Raw genomic sequence first — 16359 nt, forward strand, 5'->3', positions numbered from 1 at the left:
AAGAGGTAAAGGGATATGAAAAGAGAGCATACGGCTCCCACACATATAGAGGTGCGCGGGGCGAGGGCAAACAATTTAAAGGATATTGACGTGGATATCCCGCTGAACCGCTTTGTAGCGGTCTGCGGCGTCTCCGGTTCGGGAAAGAGCACGCTCGCGACGGATGTTCTTTACGCGGAGGGGGCGCGGCGGTATTTACAGGCGCTGTCTACGTACACGCGCCGCCGTATCGGGCAGTCGGCGCGTCCCGACGTGGAGCGTATTCGTTATCTGCCGAGTGCCGTGGCGCTGCGTCAGCGTCCAGTAGTTCCCGGTATCAGGAGCACGCTGGGAACGATGAGCGAGCTTCTCAATATTCTGCGTCTTTCGTTTTCGCGGCTTGGTTCGCATCTTTGCCCTAACGGGCACAGGCTTCCCCCCTCTCTTGATACGGCGCGTCTGGGAAGGTGCGTATGTCCGGAGTGCGGCGTGGAGTTCGTCCCCTTTTCTGCCGAGGATTTTGCCTTCAATTCGCTGGGAGCCTGCCCCGAATGCCGCGGCACCGGCGTTGTGGAGGAGATTGACGAGAGCAGGCTTATCGCCGATCCCAATAAGAGTATCAACGAGGGGGCGGTCGCGGGCTGGCGGGTGCCCGGTTCGTTTTTTTATGTTCCCACGGCGGAGGCGATTGGTATTCCCATTGATATCCCCTTCAAGGATTTGACGGAGGAGCAGAAAGGCTTTGTTCTTCATGGGAAGATGAGCGGTAAGACTCAGGTCTCCGTAATGACCGGAGCAGGCAAGGTATATGAGATGAAGGCGCAGTATCTGAACGCGGCGGACGCGGTGGCGCACGCCTACAACGGCACCGAGAGCGAAAAAATCAGGACGAGGCTCGCGGAGCAGTTCTATCATATCGGGATCTGCCGGAGCTGCCACGGTGGCCGTTTCGCGCCGAAGCTTCTCACGACGCTTCTCGCGGGGAAAAATATCGCCGAGGTCTCGGCTCTTTCTCTCGCCGCTTTGGAGGCTTACGCGGGTTCCGTGCCGGAGACGCTGCCAGAGGTGATGCGCCCGATGGCGCGGAAGCTCATGGGGGAGCTGGCCGAGGGGATCGCGCCGCTGCTAGCCCTGGGGCTTTCTTATCTGTCGATCGACCGCGGAGGCGGCACTTTGTCAACGGGCGAGCTGCAGCGCGTGCAGCTCGCGCGGACGCTGCGCAGCGAAACGACGGGCGTGCTTTATGTGCTGGACGAACCCTCCATCGGCCTGCACCCCCAAAACGCGGAGGGGCTGACGGATGTATTCAGCAGGCTGCGGGAGCAGGGCAATTCTCTCGTCGTGGTCGATCATGACATAGATATCCTGCGCCAGGCCGATTGGCTGATCGAAATGGGCGTGGGGGCCGGAGAAAACGGAGGGAGGGTGATCGCCGAGGGGACGGTGGCGTCGGTCGAAGGAGATCCACGTTCCGTTATCGGCGGGTATCTCTCGGGCGCGGAGAGGCTGCTGGTCCGCGAAGGCGGCGAAGCGGCAAAGGATAAGGGCGTGATATCCGTCGAGGTTGATGAAATTTATACTTTGAAGGATGTAACGGTGCGGATTCCGTGCGGGAAGCTTACGGCGGTAACCGGCGTCTCAGGCTCCGGCAAGTCGACGCTGATTCTCGACTGCCTAGTCCCCGCGGTGCGGGCGGCGGTGAGGAGGCAGCCCCTGCCCTCTCACGTCGTGAGGGCGGAGACGGCAGGCATCCGCCGCGTCGTCATGGTCGACGCTGTCCCCGTGGGGCAGAATACGCGTTCGACGCTGGCGACCTATTCCGGCATCATGGACGGGGTGAGGGCCCTGTTCGCGGCGACTGATGAGGCTCAAAAAAGAGGCTGGGACGCGGGGCATTTTTCCTATAATCTGAAAAGCGGCGCCTGCGGGACCTGCGGCGGTACGGGGATCGTATCTCTCGATATCCAGTATCTGCCCGATATGGATCTGGTCTGTCCCGACTGCGGCGGCAGGAGGTATTCGCCGGAGACGCTTGAGGTCAGGTGGCAGGGGATGAGCGTCGCCGATGTGCTCGACCTCTCTGTGGACGAGGCCTGCGGGGTATTCAAAGATAACGGCCTCATCCGCGAAAAGCTGGAGTCGCTCGAGGGGCTTGGCCTCGGTTATCTGAAGCTGGGAGAGGCGACCTCCGCGCTCTCCGGCGGCGAGGCGCAGCGAATGAAGCTCGTATCGGAGCTGGGGCGTGACCAGCGGGGGACTCTTTTCGTCTTTGACGAGCCGACGACGGGGCTTCACCCGCAGGATATCCGCCGACTCCTGCAGATATTTGACCGGCTGATCGGGGCGGGGGGCACGGTCGTGGTCATTGAACATGACCTTGATATGATCGCCAACGCGGATTTTATCGTCGATATGGGCCCCGGCGGCGGGGAGGAGGGCGGTCGGATCGTCGCCTCTGGCGGCGCGAGGGATATATGTGGCAGTGAGGTGAGTTTAACGGGAAGGTATCTCAGAAGGTATGCGGAAAGTTATGGCGTCAGGTGGTGAGGTTGCCCTGACGGAATCTCCGCCGCAGATAAAGCCGCCGTCGTGGAAACCGGCGGCGGGAGTTTTATGGCGGCGCTGTTTGTGGTTTGCCGCTCCTGTAAGGTTTTAATTCGTTTTTACATGCGGGAGGCGGCGTCGAAGGCCAGCGGTGAGCGTTCGCATTCGTCGGGTTCCATCGACAGCTGAAAGCAGAGGGAGCTGCCCTTCATCTTTTCGCTGGCGTAGGAGAGGCCGTTTGTGCGTTCGTCGAGGAAGGGATGGTCTATCTGCTCCGGGTCGCCTACCATGACGATCTTCGTGCCTTTGCCGACGCGCGTGATGATGCCCTTTGCCTGTTTGGGCGTGAGGTTCTGCGCCTCGTCGATTATCAGGTATGTTTTGGTGATGGTGCGTCCGCGCACGAAGTTGAGCGCCTCGGCGGCGATATAGTCGCGCGCGAAAAGTTCCTCTATTTTGCCCGCAAGCTCATATTCGTCTTTGTAACGCTCTTTCTCGTCGCGGTCGACGAGCACCTCGAGGTTGTCGATGACGGGGCGCAGGAAGGGGGCGATCTTCTCCTGCTCGCTGCCCGGCAGGAAGCCGATATCGGAATCGAACTGCACGTTGGGGCGCGTGACCAGTATCCGGCGGTATTCCCTCTCCGGGCCATTCATAATTTTTTCCAGCCCCACCGCGAGAGAATAGAAGGTCTTTGCCGTCCCTGCGGGGCCCTTTATTATCACGAGCGGCGCGGCATCGGCGCTTTGCATCAGCGCCTCCTGCATGAAGCGCTGGCCGACGTTCTTCGGCTTGATGCCGAAGGGCTCTTTTTTCAGGCTCTCCAGCGGCACGATGCACTTTCCGTTGAAGCGTCCGAGCAGGCTCTTTTTATCCGAGAGCTCGGAGCGTATGATCACAAATTGATTTACCACCGGAAGAAAGGGCGTTTTCTCATCTCCCCTTATAAGGTAGACCGTCTTCGACGGGGAGCCCCTTTTTCTTGAAACCGCCCATGTTTTCGTCGGCGGTATAAACTACCGCGCGTCCCGTGTACTGTTCCGTAAGTCTGGGGGACTGCTCGGTGGTGAAGTCCTCCGCCGTGAGCCCCATCATCTGCGCTTTGAGCCGCACGAGGATATCTTTGCTGACGAGGATGATGCGCTCTCCGCCGTCCGCGAGCCCCTTGCATATTTTTAGGATGCGGTTGTCGTTTTTTACCTCGGGAAGTCCCTCGGGGAGCGTGACATTTACAAAATTGGCCTCCACCCTCAGAGTTCCGCCGTCAGGCAGCTTCACGCCCGCGAGCAGGTTACCCGCGAGCCGCAGCTTTTCGAGGATGCGGATGGTCTCCCGCGCGTTGGCTCCGCGCTCTCCCTCGTCGCTTTTGAGCCTGTCGAGCTCCTCCAGACAGACGATCGGCAGCACCACGTCGTTCTCTTCAAATGACAGGAGAGCCAGCGGCGACTGGATCATCACATTTGTGTCGAGCACATAGACCTTGTTCATAGACACCCTCCCAAAAAGCTGATTTTACTGTTTGGATTATATGAATAGAATGTAAAGCCCTCTGCCGCCGAATGGTAAAAGTTATGTAACGGGGCGGCCGCACAGCGCGGCCCATTGGCGGCGGCCGTATGCGGGATACCGGCGCGGCGGTCTTGTATTGTTAAAATAGTGTAAAAACAGCGGCGAAGTTTTTTGTACCCGCGCCGCGATCTGACGAAGGCGCGGCGGCAGTTCACTCTTTTATTGTATAATAGTCGGGCTGTGGTCTATCTTTTGCTTTGAGAGGAATTTATGATGTTTTTGGTTGATACGCATTGTCATTTGAATAGAGAATATTACCCCGACGGTCTGGCGGAGGTCTTCGCGCGCGTCGCCGATAACGATGTGCGGCGTATGGTGTTCGCCTCCGCGGATGTCGCGACGAGCCGCGAGGCGGCGGCGCTTGCTTCCGCGCAGACGGATGCGCCGGAGATATACGCGCTTGCCGGCGTGCATCCGCACGAGGCGGAGAATGTCTCCCCCTCTTATATCGCGGAGCTTGAGGCGATCGCCGCGGACGAAAGGGTCTGCGCCGTCGGCGAGATAGGCCTTGATTATTTCTACGACCATTCGCCGCGTGAGGTACAGCGCCGCGTATTTTCCGAGCAGATAGAGCTTGCGAAGAGGATTGGCAAACCGATTGTCATCCATGTGCGCGACGCGCAGAACAGGGCGGAGGGCGACGCCAACGGCGAGGTGTACGCGATGCTCCGCGAGCAGGGGGCGGATGCGGTAGGCGGCGTCATTCACTGTTTCTCGGGCCACGCGGAGGACGCAAAGGCGGCGCTCGAGCTTGGCTTTTATATCTCCTTTGCCGGTCCCGTCACCTATCCGAAGAATCAGGCGCTGCGCGAGATCGCGATGACGGTGCCGCTGGACCGCATCCTCTGCGAGACAGATTCGCCCTATCTCGCACCGCAGGGCTTCCGCGGCAGGCAGAACGAGCCGTGGCATGTACGTTCGGTCTACGAGTATCTTTCGATGCTCATGGGGCTTCCGCTTGAGGAGTTTGCTCAGGCGGTTAAGGAGAACGGCGAAAGAATATTCGGATGGGGCAGGTAGATAAGATGTTTGAATATAAGCTGACGGCACAGTGTCCGGAGACCGGCGCGCGCGCCGGGGAGTTTACAACGCCGCACGGAGTGATAAAGACGCCGGTCTTTATGCCGGTGGGGACGCAGGCCACCGTCAAGGCGATGACGCCGCCCGAGCTGGAGGGGCTGGGCGCGCAGATAATCCTCGGCAATACCTATCATCTCCATATGCGTCCCGGAGAGGATATCGTCGAAGAGGCGGGCGGGCTGCACCGCTTTATGGGCTGGAATCACCCGATCCTGACGGACAGCGGCGGTTTTCAGGTCTTTTCGCTCGCTAATATAAATAAGATAAAAGAGGACGGCGTCAAGTTCCGTTCGCATATCGACGGCAGCCGCCACTTTATGCGTCCCGAGGATTCGATGGCGATACAGCAGAAACTCGGCAGCGATATCGCGATGGCCTTTGACGAATGCGTCTCTTTGCCGACGACGCCCGAATATTCGCGCGAGGCGATGGAACGCACGATACGCTGGGCGGGGCGCTGCCGCGAATATCACAGCCGCCCGGACCAGGCGCTCTTCGGCATCGTCCAGGGGGCGCTCTACGAGAGCCAGCGCATTGAGTGTATCGAACGGCTGGAAGAGATCGGCTTTCCCGGCTACGGTATCGGCGGCCTCTCCGTCGGCGAGAGCCACGCGGAGATGTACCGCGTACTTGACGCGCTTTCGCCGCATATGCCGCAGGACAAGCCGCGTTATCTTATGGGCGTCGGTTTTCCGACGAACCTCGTGGAGGGCATCGCGCGCGGGATCGACATGTTCGACTGCGTGCTGCCCACGCGCAACGGACGCAACGGGCAGCTGCTGACGAGCTTTGGCAAGATGAATATCAAGAATCTCGCCTTCGCGCGCGACTATACGCCGGTGGACCCAAACTGCGGCTGCTATGTCTGCCGCAATTTTACACGTGCCTATCTACGCCACCTTTACACGGCGGGAGAGATTTTGGCGGCGCGTCTTTGCAGCTGGCACAACCTTTATTTCCTTGTGAATCTGGTGAACGACGCGCGGCAGGCGATAATCGAGGGCCGCTTCCCGGCCTTCCGCCGCAATTTTATGGAAAACTTTATGGAGGGCGCCTATCTCAATGAATGATCTGGGGCACAGTGAAGAAATCTCTGCCTCCGAATCCATGCCGGAGCGCGCTTCGACCGCGGAGCGCGCGGCGGCGAGAATGGCCTCGCTCTCTCCCGAACAGCGGGAGCTGACGGAGCGGGGGGCGGAGATAATAAGGGCGGGTGGGCTCGTCGCCTTCCCGACGGAGACCGTATACGGCCTCGGCGCGAACGCGCTTGACGCGGAGGCGGTGAAGAGGATATATGAAACGAAGGGCCGCCCCTCGGACAACCCGCTGATTCTTCACGTCTCCTCGATCGCGATGACGGAAAGGCTTGTCGAAATAAACTGGCGCGCGCGCCTGCTGATGGAGAAATTCTGGCCGGGGCCGCTTTCGATAGTGCTGCCGGCGAAAGAGATCGTCCCCGCGCGCACGCGCGGCGGCCTTCCGACGGCGGCGGTGCGTATGCCTGATACCGCCGTGGCGCTTGCGCTGATAGAAAAATCCGGCCTGCCGATCGCCGCCCCGAGCGCCAATATCAGCGGCCGCCCCAGCCCGACCGATGCCGCGACGGTGCGGCAGGAGATAGGGGATATCATTCCCCTCGTCATCGACGGCGGCGACACACGCCTTGGCCTTGAGTCGACGGTCATTGATATGACGGGAGAGCACCCCGTGCTGCTGCGCCCCGGAGGCCTGCCGAAAGAGGCTGTCGAGGCGGCTCTTAATATGGAGGTTCTGCTGCCCCAGGACCAGAAGATTATCCGGCGTTCCCCCGGTACAAGGTACCGCCACTACGCGCCGTCGATACCGCTGAGGCTGACGGCCCCGCACGCGATACCGGTAGAGGCCGAAAACTGGGCCTGGCTCGGCACGAAAATACCCAACGGCGCGCCGCGTATAAAGATAATCTTCAAGGACGACGCCGAATACGCGAAGGAGCTCTTCCGCGCGCTGCGCACCCTCGAAAAGAGCGGCGCGCAGATCATCTACGCCGAACTCCCCGAAGAAAACGGCATCGGCCGCGCCCTAAAAGACCGCCTGACAAGGGCGGCGGGGGGATAGGTCACCAAAATATCAGGTCAATAAAATCGCCACGCGTCAGCGTTGTGTGTTTTGTACGTCGCGAATTTAAGCTCGCGTGGATTGAAATCTATGTTTTTTATATGGAATATAGTGAGTTGGTATTGTCACAGGAATGGGTCTTGGAAGGGAAACCTTTCAAGGCCCATAGCTTATGTATAAAAGTGAGTTGTCCTATGCTTTATGTTTGGATATATTTATAGTATCGTCCTATGATTTTTATTTGTAATGTATGAATTGTATCAATTGACAATGTGTATTGTGTATTATATACTGAACTCACACAGAGGAAAGTCATTGTCTATATATCACTCCAGTTTTCCGCTTTCTTCCTCTGTGAATGATTCACTTAAAAGAAAGGAGGACTTCATCATGTTAAAACAGTATATGGTTTCTTGTGAAATTGCCGGCCGCCATGCTCTTTTTTCCGATCCGTCTATGGGCGATAGTCCCGGGTCTTATCCCGTACCTACGGCTTCTGCTGTATGCGGAATTTTTTCCGCGGTAAATTGGGGGCCTGCTGTGACGATTATACCGCAGAAAGTGGAAATATGTTCGCCAATCAGGTTTGAAAATTACATCACTAATTATGGCGGGCCGCTGCGGCATTCTGGCAGCATCAGCGGGGATAATAATTATCAGCTTCTGGCTTCCATACTGGTCGATGTATGTTATAAGCTTCACGCGTCAGTTCGGCCGCTCCGGCAGAACAGAGAGAAGATGACAGATGGTGCGCGGCGCTGGGACGCGAATACGACCTCTCCTGGACATGCTTATAAGGCGATTTTTGAGCGCCGCCTTAAGCGTGGCCAGTTTTTTCATACGCCATGTTTAGGATGGAAAGAATTCACACCTACATATTTTGGCCCATTACGCGAGACGACCTCTCCATGCAAAGAAATCAACTTAGTGATCCCCAGCCTGTTAATGAGCGTTTTTCCGGACGGCTATGACTCAAAACCGCGCTTTGCCTTTGCACAAAATGTAGAGGTACGCGAAGGCGTAATGTTCTATCCCCAAGAGGAGGCATCCTGCAATGCTGAATGAAGTTATACCGGCGGCAAATGCCTCCTCTTTGAAAAGAATATTCGCCCAGGAGTGGGATAAGAATCTGAAACCTCTCCCTAAGGGAGATGTCTTTAAAGTGTGTGTTTCGGCTGTCGAGCCCTTTGTCGACGGTGTCAGCCTGATACCGCCGGAGCATGCGGCTGTATTGCGCAAGTACGAAGAATCAAACGGTTTTTCATTCCCTGGCTTTAACTTTCCACCGTACCTGCATATGTCAAAAGTAGATTTTGAACAAGGTTACCTGGCGATTTATGACCGATCGGCTGCCGAAGCGGCGGGCGGGCTTGATGACAAGAAACGAGCCCGGTTCATCAGTAATTCCTTGAAGAAGAGCTTTGACCGGGGAAATTTTGCGGATTACTTGCTGCGCGCAGCTCAAGAGGACGCCCCGGATGCCGCCGTCAATCGCGCGAAGGCTCTTAATAAAATCGAGAGGTGTATCAAGAATATGGCCTCCAATTTAGGAGAGAAGATAAAAGCGGCCGCGCTTGGTAATGACAACCCAAATTACCGAACTCTCTGCGAACGGCTGGAGAAAATATCACCGGAACAATTTTTTGACGGCTGTTTTGAATATTTTTCTTCGCTCATCGATTCATATGAGTCTTGGGAGCGGTATTGCCGCTTCTTTGTGCAGTCGGGTGCCGGTGTTACGGTATTTCTTGATATCAAAGATTATGACGACAATTATAAATCTGTGGCGCATGGTGATACTGTAAAATGGATCAACAGTGCACTGCTCAGAGCTAACGAAACGCGAGGCGGCGGCGATGAGACTGACGGTGAGGATGCCTACGGCAACCCGCTCAGCGGCTGCGACGCGAAGATGCCAAGTGTTCGCGTCGGCCCCCTCGGCGACGTGATTCTCCGTTCGATGGTTAAGGAGGCGCCCTGCCAGTTTCGTTACGGTGTCGCTGATTATGAATCCTTCCCCGTAGGCGACGTAAGCCGCAGAAGTGCCAAGCTGGCGCTTGAGACGCTTGCGCAGGAGCAGTTCAGAGGTAAAACGTGGAAACTAATGGGAGAAAAGGAATTACTCTTCGCATACCCGGTAATGCTGACAGGTGATATCGAAAGTGGCTGCAGTGATGATATGGAAGATATCTTTAACCTTGGAGATATTCCCATGGCCGGACTTCTTACAAATGGCGCAGAGGCGGAAGACAAAGCCGACTTTACAGCCCTTGCAGGTCAGGTTATCGCGGCGCTTTCCGGAATATCGAGGCGGCTTTCAACAATCGAAATAAAGATTTTCGCATTGAAAAAGATGGATAAAGCACGCACAAAGGTATCGTATTATACGAATTTTACAGTGGATTATCTCTATCAATGCGCCCATGAATGGAGCGAAGGCTGCCGCAACCTGCCAGATAATCTTAGGCGGATCAAACGCTGGGGAGCTGCGAAGGGCGAGATCATGGAAACGGAAAGGCGCAGTATTTTTCCTAGAGAGCTCTATACTTTCGCGAATAAAGTCTGGCGGATGGATGGTAGTGGAAATAGTCTCTCAAAAAAGATAAAATCCATGGATGGTCTTGAACTGCTGTTGAAAGAAGATCGTGCTTTCGCTATGAATCTTCTCACGATCTTTATTTCCAATTCCGCACCTCTGCTTGCCCTCTGCGGAGAGTGCAGCCGCAGAGGGAAGCAGGTCATAGGTGATAAAGAGGAAGATAAAATTGTAAATCCAGCCATCCTTGCCCTGCTTTTGTACAAGCTTGGCTGTAAAAAGGAGGATTATATGAATAGTCCAGTTTTCAAACTCGGAACGCTTCTTGCGCTTGCGGACAGCCTGCAGTATCACTACTGCAAGTATGTACGGACTTCGGAAGAGGACAGAAAAAAGAACATTGTCAACGCGCCGGTCCAGCTTGTGGGAAATTCGATGCTCTCTGCCGCCGAAACCAGAACACGGCAGACGATTGGGATCCTTGGGGCTAGAATTAGGCCCTACCTCACATGGGCTAGGACGGATATGGGAGAAGACATGGGACTCAGCAGGTGGATGCTGAAGCAGTTCTCAGTTATTTCGTTCGCGCTGGCAGAATCGTCTCTGCCGGAATCTCTGGGGCCGATAGAAAAATCTGAACTTTATCTGGGATACATGGCTGGAGTTTCCGGCAAAACCACAGGAGAAAATGAAAATGACGAGGGAGGAAAGCAAAATGGCTAATGAATTTCTTAATAGAGGTACCGGGCTGCTTGTTCTTGAAGTGATCAATTCGAATCCTAACGGAGACCCTGATTCGGACGGGGCTCCGCGTGTCAGATATGATGGCCGCGGAGAGATTTCGCCTGTATCTTTTAAGAGGAAACTGCGCGACCTCGTGGAAGACAAGGATGGTCCTGTTTGGCAGCATATCAGCGAAAATATGCATCTTAACAGTGAAAACTTTATGATACTTGAATCACGCGGACGCGACCGTAAGCTGATAACCAAAGAGATAAAAGAGGGTACGTTCGTCGGGCGATACTGGGACGGGAGAATATTTGGCAATACATTCCTTGAAGACGCGATGGATAAAGCCAGCATAAAGACGGGAGTCGTCCAGTTCGGGATGGGAGTATCAATTTCTCCCGTATCCACCGAAGCCCAGACGAACACGAACAAAGCCGGGGTACAAGAAGGGAAAAATCAGGGAATGGCGCCGATGGCCTACAAGATAGTTACTCATGGTCTTTATGTGATGCCATTTTTTATCAACCCGAATTATGCGCATAAGTCAGGCTGCACTAAGATGGATATCGAACTGATGAAGGCTCTTATCCCCTACGCATATACGCATAACCGTTCGGCGATCCGTCCGTTTGTCGAGATACGTCAGGCGTGGTTCTGTGAACATAGGAATCCGCTTGGCTCCTGCTCGGACTTTGATCTGATCGACGCTCTGATGCCCAAGCGTCTGGGGGATATAGACAAGCCGTCAGACAGCCTGAAGGACTATGAACTTGTCACGTCATTGCCCGACGAACTTAAGGATAGGGTCTCATGTGTGGACCTGATGGCCCTGTAGAAAAATATCTCGCACACAGTGCGCGCCCTGAGCTTGGTATTCCCGCTCAGGGCTATTTTAGACATGCCGGCAATGTTGTGCGCTTCTGTGATTCGGAGCTGTCATCAATAACGGTAGATAAAAGAATCCAACCTTTATATGATTTCCTTAAACGCTGCCTTCTTATCGCCGCTTCGTTTCATGACCTTGGCAAGCTGGGCGACGAAAATCAGAGTGTGCTGCGCGGAGATAAAAAAGCTAGAAACCTGCCGATAAACCACTGCGACGCAGGTGTCGCCTATATGATGCGCAATAGGGCACTTTTGAGTGCTTTGCTGATTTATTCCCACCATATTGGACTACCAAATATTGCTGATGAAAAGATGAGAATAAATTCACCCTGCGGCGATCTGCGTTTCCGCGACAATGATGAGACTGTTCAACGGGACAGCTCTCAGAATTTGGAGACTTATCTTGCCAGGCACTGTGAATCTTTTGGATCGAAGCTGGCCGCGATAGAGAAAATAAGCTCCGGTGGGCAGCTTAAATATCCCGTAGGAGCAAGGGTATTGCTCTCGTGCCTTGCCGACGCGGATCATACGGATACTGCCATCCACTACCGCAATTTTCATGAAGAAGAGATGCCGCTCCTGCAAGCCGAAAAAAGGCTTGCCGCGCTTGACAACTATGTCGCTGGACTTGCCAGCAGCGATAACTCTGTGAAAATGTCAAAACGCAACATCGCCAGGAGCGAAATGTATGAAAAATGCCGCTGCGGTTCCACAAAGAATTGGTTATATTATTGCGACAGTCCTGTAGGAACAGGTAAAACAACAGCCATAATGGCGGCGCTGCTGAACGCGGCGCATGCCAAGAACCTGCGCCGGATATTCATTGTCCTTCCTTTCACTAACATCCTCAAACAATCTGTTGATGTTTACAGAAAGGCCCTGCGGCTTCCGGACGAAAGTGACAGCGATATGGAGCGCGTCGTTGCAGCGATTCATCATAAAGCTGAATACGAAGACGAAAACAGCAGGCAGCTTTCCGCACTTTGGCGTTCCCCGATAATCGTTACCACGGCGGTCCAATTTTTTGAGACAATGGCTGCGGCATCCCCTTCGGGGCTACGTAAACTTCATGCGCTGCCCAACAGCGCCGTTTTTATTGACGAGGCACACACCGCGCTTCCAACAAGCCTATGGCCGCTTGCTTGGCGGTGGATCAATGATTATGCTGAGATGTGGCGCTGCCATTTTATACTTGCGTCTGGCTCTCTGAAAAAATTCTGGGAACTAGAAGAATTTAAAATAAGGAACAAAGATGATAATAGTATCCCTTCTTTGCTGCCAAGAGAATTCAGCGATGCCCTCAATAAGATGGAGACGCAACGTGTACCTATAAAGCGTAAGCCGGAAAAAATGGACGAGACGAAGCTATGCGAGTGGCTGCTTACACTGAAGGGGCCACGCCTTGTAGTCCTGAATACCGTTCAGTCCGCCGCGGTTATTGCCAATACTTTGGCTGATATATGCGGAAGAGAGCATGTTGAACACATCTCGACAGCCATTGCCCCTAAAGACAGGGAATTGATAGTAGAAAATATAAAAAGACGTCTGAGTGATAAAAAAGATGAGGACTGGACTCTCGTTGCCACATCCTGTGTGGAGGCTGGTGTGGATTTCTCATTTCGGAACGGTGTGCGGGAGGCAGCAGGACTTGTGAATCTGCTCCAACTTGCAGGTAGAATTAGACGCAACGAAGAGGATTGCTATAACGACTCTGTTGTTTGGAGTATAGAGCTTGATTTTAGCGGGATGCTTAAAAGACACCCGTCGTTTGAGATATCCTCAAAGGTTTTGCTTGATCTATTTGCAGAAAATCCTGCTTTGATCAATGATGGAACAGACATCTCCGACCTCTGTACGAGAGCGCTCAGGCGTGAACTCAACGAATGCGGAATGACGGAAGGTTCTAGTATCATGGAAGATGAAATGGCTTGCTCATATGCGTCAGTGGAAAAAAAATTCAAGGTGATCGATTCCCAAACTGTTACTGTTATTATAGATACGTGCATAAAAGAACGCTTAGAGTCTTATGAAACGATATCATGGCGCGAGCTTCAGGATCACAGCGTACAAATATATGTCCACACTGCACGAAACTTAAAGGTAGAACCAGTTCGCGGCCATCCTGATATATATTTCTGGCCCTATAGCTATAATAAGTTTATTGGGTATATGGCCGGAGTATTGGAGAACTATGAGTTAAACAGCCGTGGCTTGGGCTTCCTATAGGAAGGGATGATTACCGTTGTTCTCAGAAGATGAACTGCTCCCCATATCGCTGCTTCAGCATTATGTCTTTTGCCCGCGCCGGGCGGCGCTTATCGGTATAGAACAGTATTGGAACGAAAACACTGCCACGATGGATGGGAAAATAATGCACGAGAGGGCCCATGATGATATCTTCGAAAGCAGGGGCGATATTAGGATGAGAAACGCTTTACATATACATTCGTTTGAATTGGGACTCACCGGGGTGGCAGATGTGCTCGAGTTTCATAGAACAGGAGGGACTGGCATATCTATTCCAGGGGCGGAAGGAAACTGGACTCCATTTCCAGTTGAATATAAACGCGGAACGACGCATGAGGCGCTGCCATATCATATACAGCTGTGTGCCCAGGCATTATGTATAGAGGAGATGCTGCACACTACGATTGAACGCGGCGCTATTTTCTGGGGAGAGAGCCGCAGACGTCAGGATGTGGAATTTGATTTTGACCTCAGGGCCAAGACGGTAGAAACAATCTCGATAGTCAGAAAATTTATTGAAGCCGGGAAGACGCCGGCGCCTAAGTATGAAAAAAAATGCAAAGGCTGCTCTTTATTTGATTTGTGTATGCCGAAAGAGATGGAAAAAAGGAGTGTCAAAAGATATCTTGCAAGTTTTTTTAGCGATACTGAAAGCGAGGAACTGCTATGAAAAAACTGCAAAATAGCCTGTATATCCTGACTCAGGGGGCGTATCTTGCTAAAGAGGGGGAAACAATCGCCGTCTACGTGGACAGGGAACTGAAACAGCGTTTCCCTCTCCATAATCAGTCCAATATTTTATGCTTTGGCAATGTTTTGTGCACGCCGGCTTTAATGGGCATGTGCGGTGAAAATGGAGTAGGAATGTCGTTTTTTACCGAAAACGGCAGGTTTCTTGCGCGTGTAAATGGGCCTGTATCCGGCAATGTTTTACTACGCCGCAAACAATATAGGGCGGCGGATGATGTAAATATACGTGCGGAGTTGGCTCGGTGGATGGTAGTTGCAAAGATTGCAAATAGTAGAAAGAATTTATTAAGAGCAGTTCGCGAATACCCCGGAAAGGACGGCGCAGCCCGGCTCAAAGATGCTTCAGATTATCTTGCTGCTACGCTGAAAAGCTTGGAGTTGTTCAAACCACTGGAGGTTGTCCGTGGCATCGAGGGGGATGCCGCTAGAGTTTATTTTTCTGTGTTTGACGAATTGATCGTTGCGCAAAAGGATAAATTTTTCTTTCACGGCAGAAATCGGCGGCCGCCTATGGATAACGTAAATGCAATGCTCTCCTTTGTCTATACTCTTATTGCGCATGACGTTTCTTCTGCGCTTGAAGGTGTCGGGCTCGATCCCGCCGTTGGCTTTTTACATGCTGACAGACCGGGGCGTCCCAGTCTGGCCCTTGATTTGATGGAGGAATTTCGTTCTATGGTTGGAGATCGATTAGTGCTCACTCTGATAAATAGGAAACAGGTACGAAATGACGGGTTCCAAAAAACAGAAACAGGTGGCGTCATAATGAATGATAAAACCAGAAAGGAGATTATAAAAAATTACCAGGAGAGAAAGAGAGACGAAATAATGCATCCATTCATCAATGAAAAAATCTCGCTGGGGCTGCTCCCGCATGTTCAGGCTATGCTCCTGTCCAGTTGTCTTCGTGGGGATATCGATGGTTATACCCCATTTTATTGGAAATGACAGGAACGAGGTATTGCCATGCTTCTTCTAATAACTTATGATGTAAATACTAGTACGCCTGAAGGCAGGAGACGCTTGCGTAGGGTTGCAAGAATCTGCGAAAACTATGGGCAAAGGGTACAAAATTCTGTTTTTGAGTGTTTAGTTGATCAGGCTCAGAGGTTGGAGTTATGCCATGAACTGGAAAAAGTAATAGATATAAAAAAAGACAGCCTGCGGTACTATCAACTTGGAAATCATTGGAAAAACAGAGTTGAACATGTTGGCACAAAGGATACCTTTGATCCGGAAGGCGTCCTCATTTTATAGCGCGAACCTCAAGTGGACATGAATTTACCGGGAGGTTCGCGTTGTTGATTTTACAACGGAATAGCTAGTTTTTTAGATAAAATCCATTAGCTTTTAGTAGAATTTCGCCAAGTCCGCGTTTAGCATCGAGTAAAGTATTGATATAAGTATATAGATTCTATATACACCACGAGCTTCGCGCTTCGTGTGGATTAAAATGTCGAGGACGGCATCCAGCGGCAGCTCGACAAGGCCACGAGCTTCGCGCTTCGTGTGGATTAAAATGTGCCGTTACCGCCGTACTTGGTGCCTATTACTGCGCCACGAGCTTCGCGCTTCGTGTGGATTAAAATGCTTACATAAAGAGCGTAGCCAACATCGACGTCTCCGCCACGAGCTTCGCGCTTCGTGTGGATTAAAATTTTATACTTTGGCCACCGTTCGGACTCGCGTAGGCCACGAGCTTCGCGCTTCGTGTGGATTAAAATGCTTACATAAAGAGCGTAGCCAACATCGACGTCTCCGCCACGAGCTTCGCGCTTCGTGTGGATTAAAATAATGATGATGTAATTGTAATGCCCTGTTTGTTCCGCCACGAGCTTCGCGCTTCGTGTGGATTAAAATGATCTTGACCCGCAGGGCAACCTCACGGCGGCAACGCCACGAGCTTCGCGCTTCGTGTGGATTAAAATTTTATACTTTGGCCA

At 52.9% G+C, this 16359-nt stretch carries 13 protein-coding genes and 1 CRISPR repeat array (1 of these 14 cut by a window edge); of the genes, 11 read left to right on the forward strand and 2 right to left on the reverse strand.

What is annotated here, in order from left to right:
* Window positions 1-15: 15 nt before the first annotated feature.
* A complete protein-coding gene (locus BED41_RS05995) occupies window positions 16-2526 on the forward strand; it encodes an excinuclease ABC subunit UvrA (RefSeq protein WP_066744067.1) in 2511 nt (836 codons plus the stop codon).
* A 116-nt stretch (window positions 2527-2642) separates the two neighbouring features.
* Here the strand turns inward: BED41_RS05995 and BED41_RS16765 are convergent, their stop codons facing one another.
* Both BED41_RS16765 and BED41_RS16770 read right to left on the reverse strand, forming a co-directional pair.
* Window positions 2643-3422 carry a PhoH family protein gene (locus tag BED41_RS16765; RefSeq protein ID WP_229712405.1) on the reverse strand — a complete coding sequence of 260 codons (780 nt, stop codon included), beginning with the start codon at window positions 3420-3422 and terminating at the stop codon, window positions 2643-2645.
* 34 nt (window positions 3423-3456) lie between these two features.
* The gene (locus tag BED41_RS16770) at window positions 3457-4011 is read right to left on the reverse strand and encodes a PIN domain-containing protein (protein WP_229712406.1); all 555 of its coding nucleotides are present in this window, start codon (window positions 4009-4011) and stop codon (window positions 3457-3459) included.
* 291 nt (window positions 4012-4302) lie between these two features.
* On the opposite strand from BED41_RS16770, the gene BED41_RS06005 reads away from it, so the two are divergent.
* The 10 genes from BED41_RS06005 (at window position 4303) to cas2 (ending at window position 15673) form a co-directional block, all read left to right on the forward strand.
* Window positions 4303-5112, forward strand: a complete 810-nt coding sequence (locus BED41_RS06005; RefSeq protein ID WP_084002281.1) for a TatD family hydrolase — start codon at window positions 4303-4305, stop codon at window positions 5110-5112.
* Window positions 5113-5117: 5 nt separating this feature from the next.
* Complete coding sequence (gene tgt, locus BED41_RS06010) at window positions 5118-6242, forward strand: tRNA guanosine(34) transglycosylase Tgt (protein WP_066749017.1); 1125 nt, start codon at window positions 5118-5120, stop codon at window positions 6240-6242.
* A complete protein-coding gene (locus BED41_RS06015) occupies window positions 6235-7269 on the forward strand; it encodes an L-threonylcarbamoyladenylate synthase (RefSeq protein WP_229712407.1) in 1035 nt (344 codons plus the stop codon). Before tgt ends, BED41_RS06015 begins: the two co-directional genes overlap by 8 nt.
* Window positions 7270-7659: 390 nt before the next feature.
* On the forward strand, window positions 7660-8334 hold the full coding sequence (gene cas5, locus BED41_RS06020) for a CRISPR-associated protein Cas5 (protein WP_084002282.1): 675 nt from the start codon (window positions 7660-7662) through the stop codon (window positions 8332-8334).
* The gene (locus tag BED41_RS06025) at window positions 8324-10528 is read left to right on the forward strand and encodes a hypothetical protein (protein WP_066744069.1); all 2205 of its coding nucleotides are present in this window, start codon (window positions 8324-8326) and stop codon (window positions 10526-10528) included. Before cas5 ends, BED41_RS06025 begins: the two co-directional genes overlap by 11 nt.
* A complete protein-coding gene (locus BED41_RS06030) occupies window positions 10521-11369 on the forward strand; it encodes a type I CRISPR-associated protein Cas7 (protein WP_066744070.1) in 849 nt (282 codons plus the stop codon). The genes BED41_RS06025 and BED41_RS06030 overlap by 8 nt, the downstream gene beginning before the upstream one ends.
* The gene (locus BED41_RS06035) at window positions 11345-13645 is read left to right on the forward strand and encodes a DEAD/DEAH box helicase (RefSeq protein ID WP_066744071.1); all 2301 of its coding nucleotides are present in this window, start codon (window positions 11345-11347) and stop codon (window positions 13643-13645) included. Before BED41_RS06030 ends, BED41_RS06035 begins: the two co-directional genes overlap by 25 nt.
* Before the next feature lie 16 nt (window positions 13646-13661).
* Window positions 13662-14336: a CRISPR-associated protein Cas4 gene (gene cas4 / locus BED41_RS06040; RefSeq protein ID WP_066744073.1), complete on the forward strand. Its 675-nt coding sequence runs from the start codon at window positions 13662-13664 to the stop codon at window positions 14334-14336.
* Window positions 14333-15364 (forward strand): type I-C CRISPR-associated endonuclease Cas1c, encoded by a 1032-nt coding sequence (cas1c, locus tag BED41_RS06045; protein WP_066744076.1) that lies wholly within the window; start codon window positions 14333-14335, stop codon window positions 15362-15364. Before cas4 ends, cas1c begins: the two co-directional genes overlap by 4 nt.
* A gap of 18 nt (window positions 15365-15382) precedes the next feature.
* Window positions 15383-15673, forward strand: a complete 291-nt coding sequence (gene cas2 / locus BED41_RS06050; RefSeq protein ID WP_066744078.1) for a CRISPR-associated endonuclease Cas2 — start codon at window positions 15383-15385, stop codon at window positions 15671-15673.
* Between the two features lie 165 nt (window positions 15674-15838).
* Window positions 15839-16359: direct repeats of the CRISPR family, unit length 33 nt; unit sequence GCCACGAGCTTCGCGCTTCGTGTGGATTAAAAT (it continues 1127 nt past the right edge of the window).

It is taken from the genome of Cloacibacillus porcorum (assembly GCF_001701045.1).
GTDB classification, from domain to species: Bacteria; Synergistota; Synergistia; order Synergistales; family Synergistaceae; genus Cloacibacillus; species Cloacibacillus porcorum.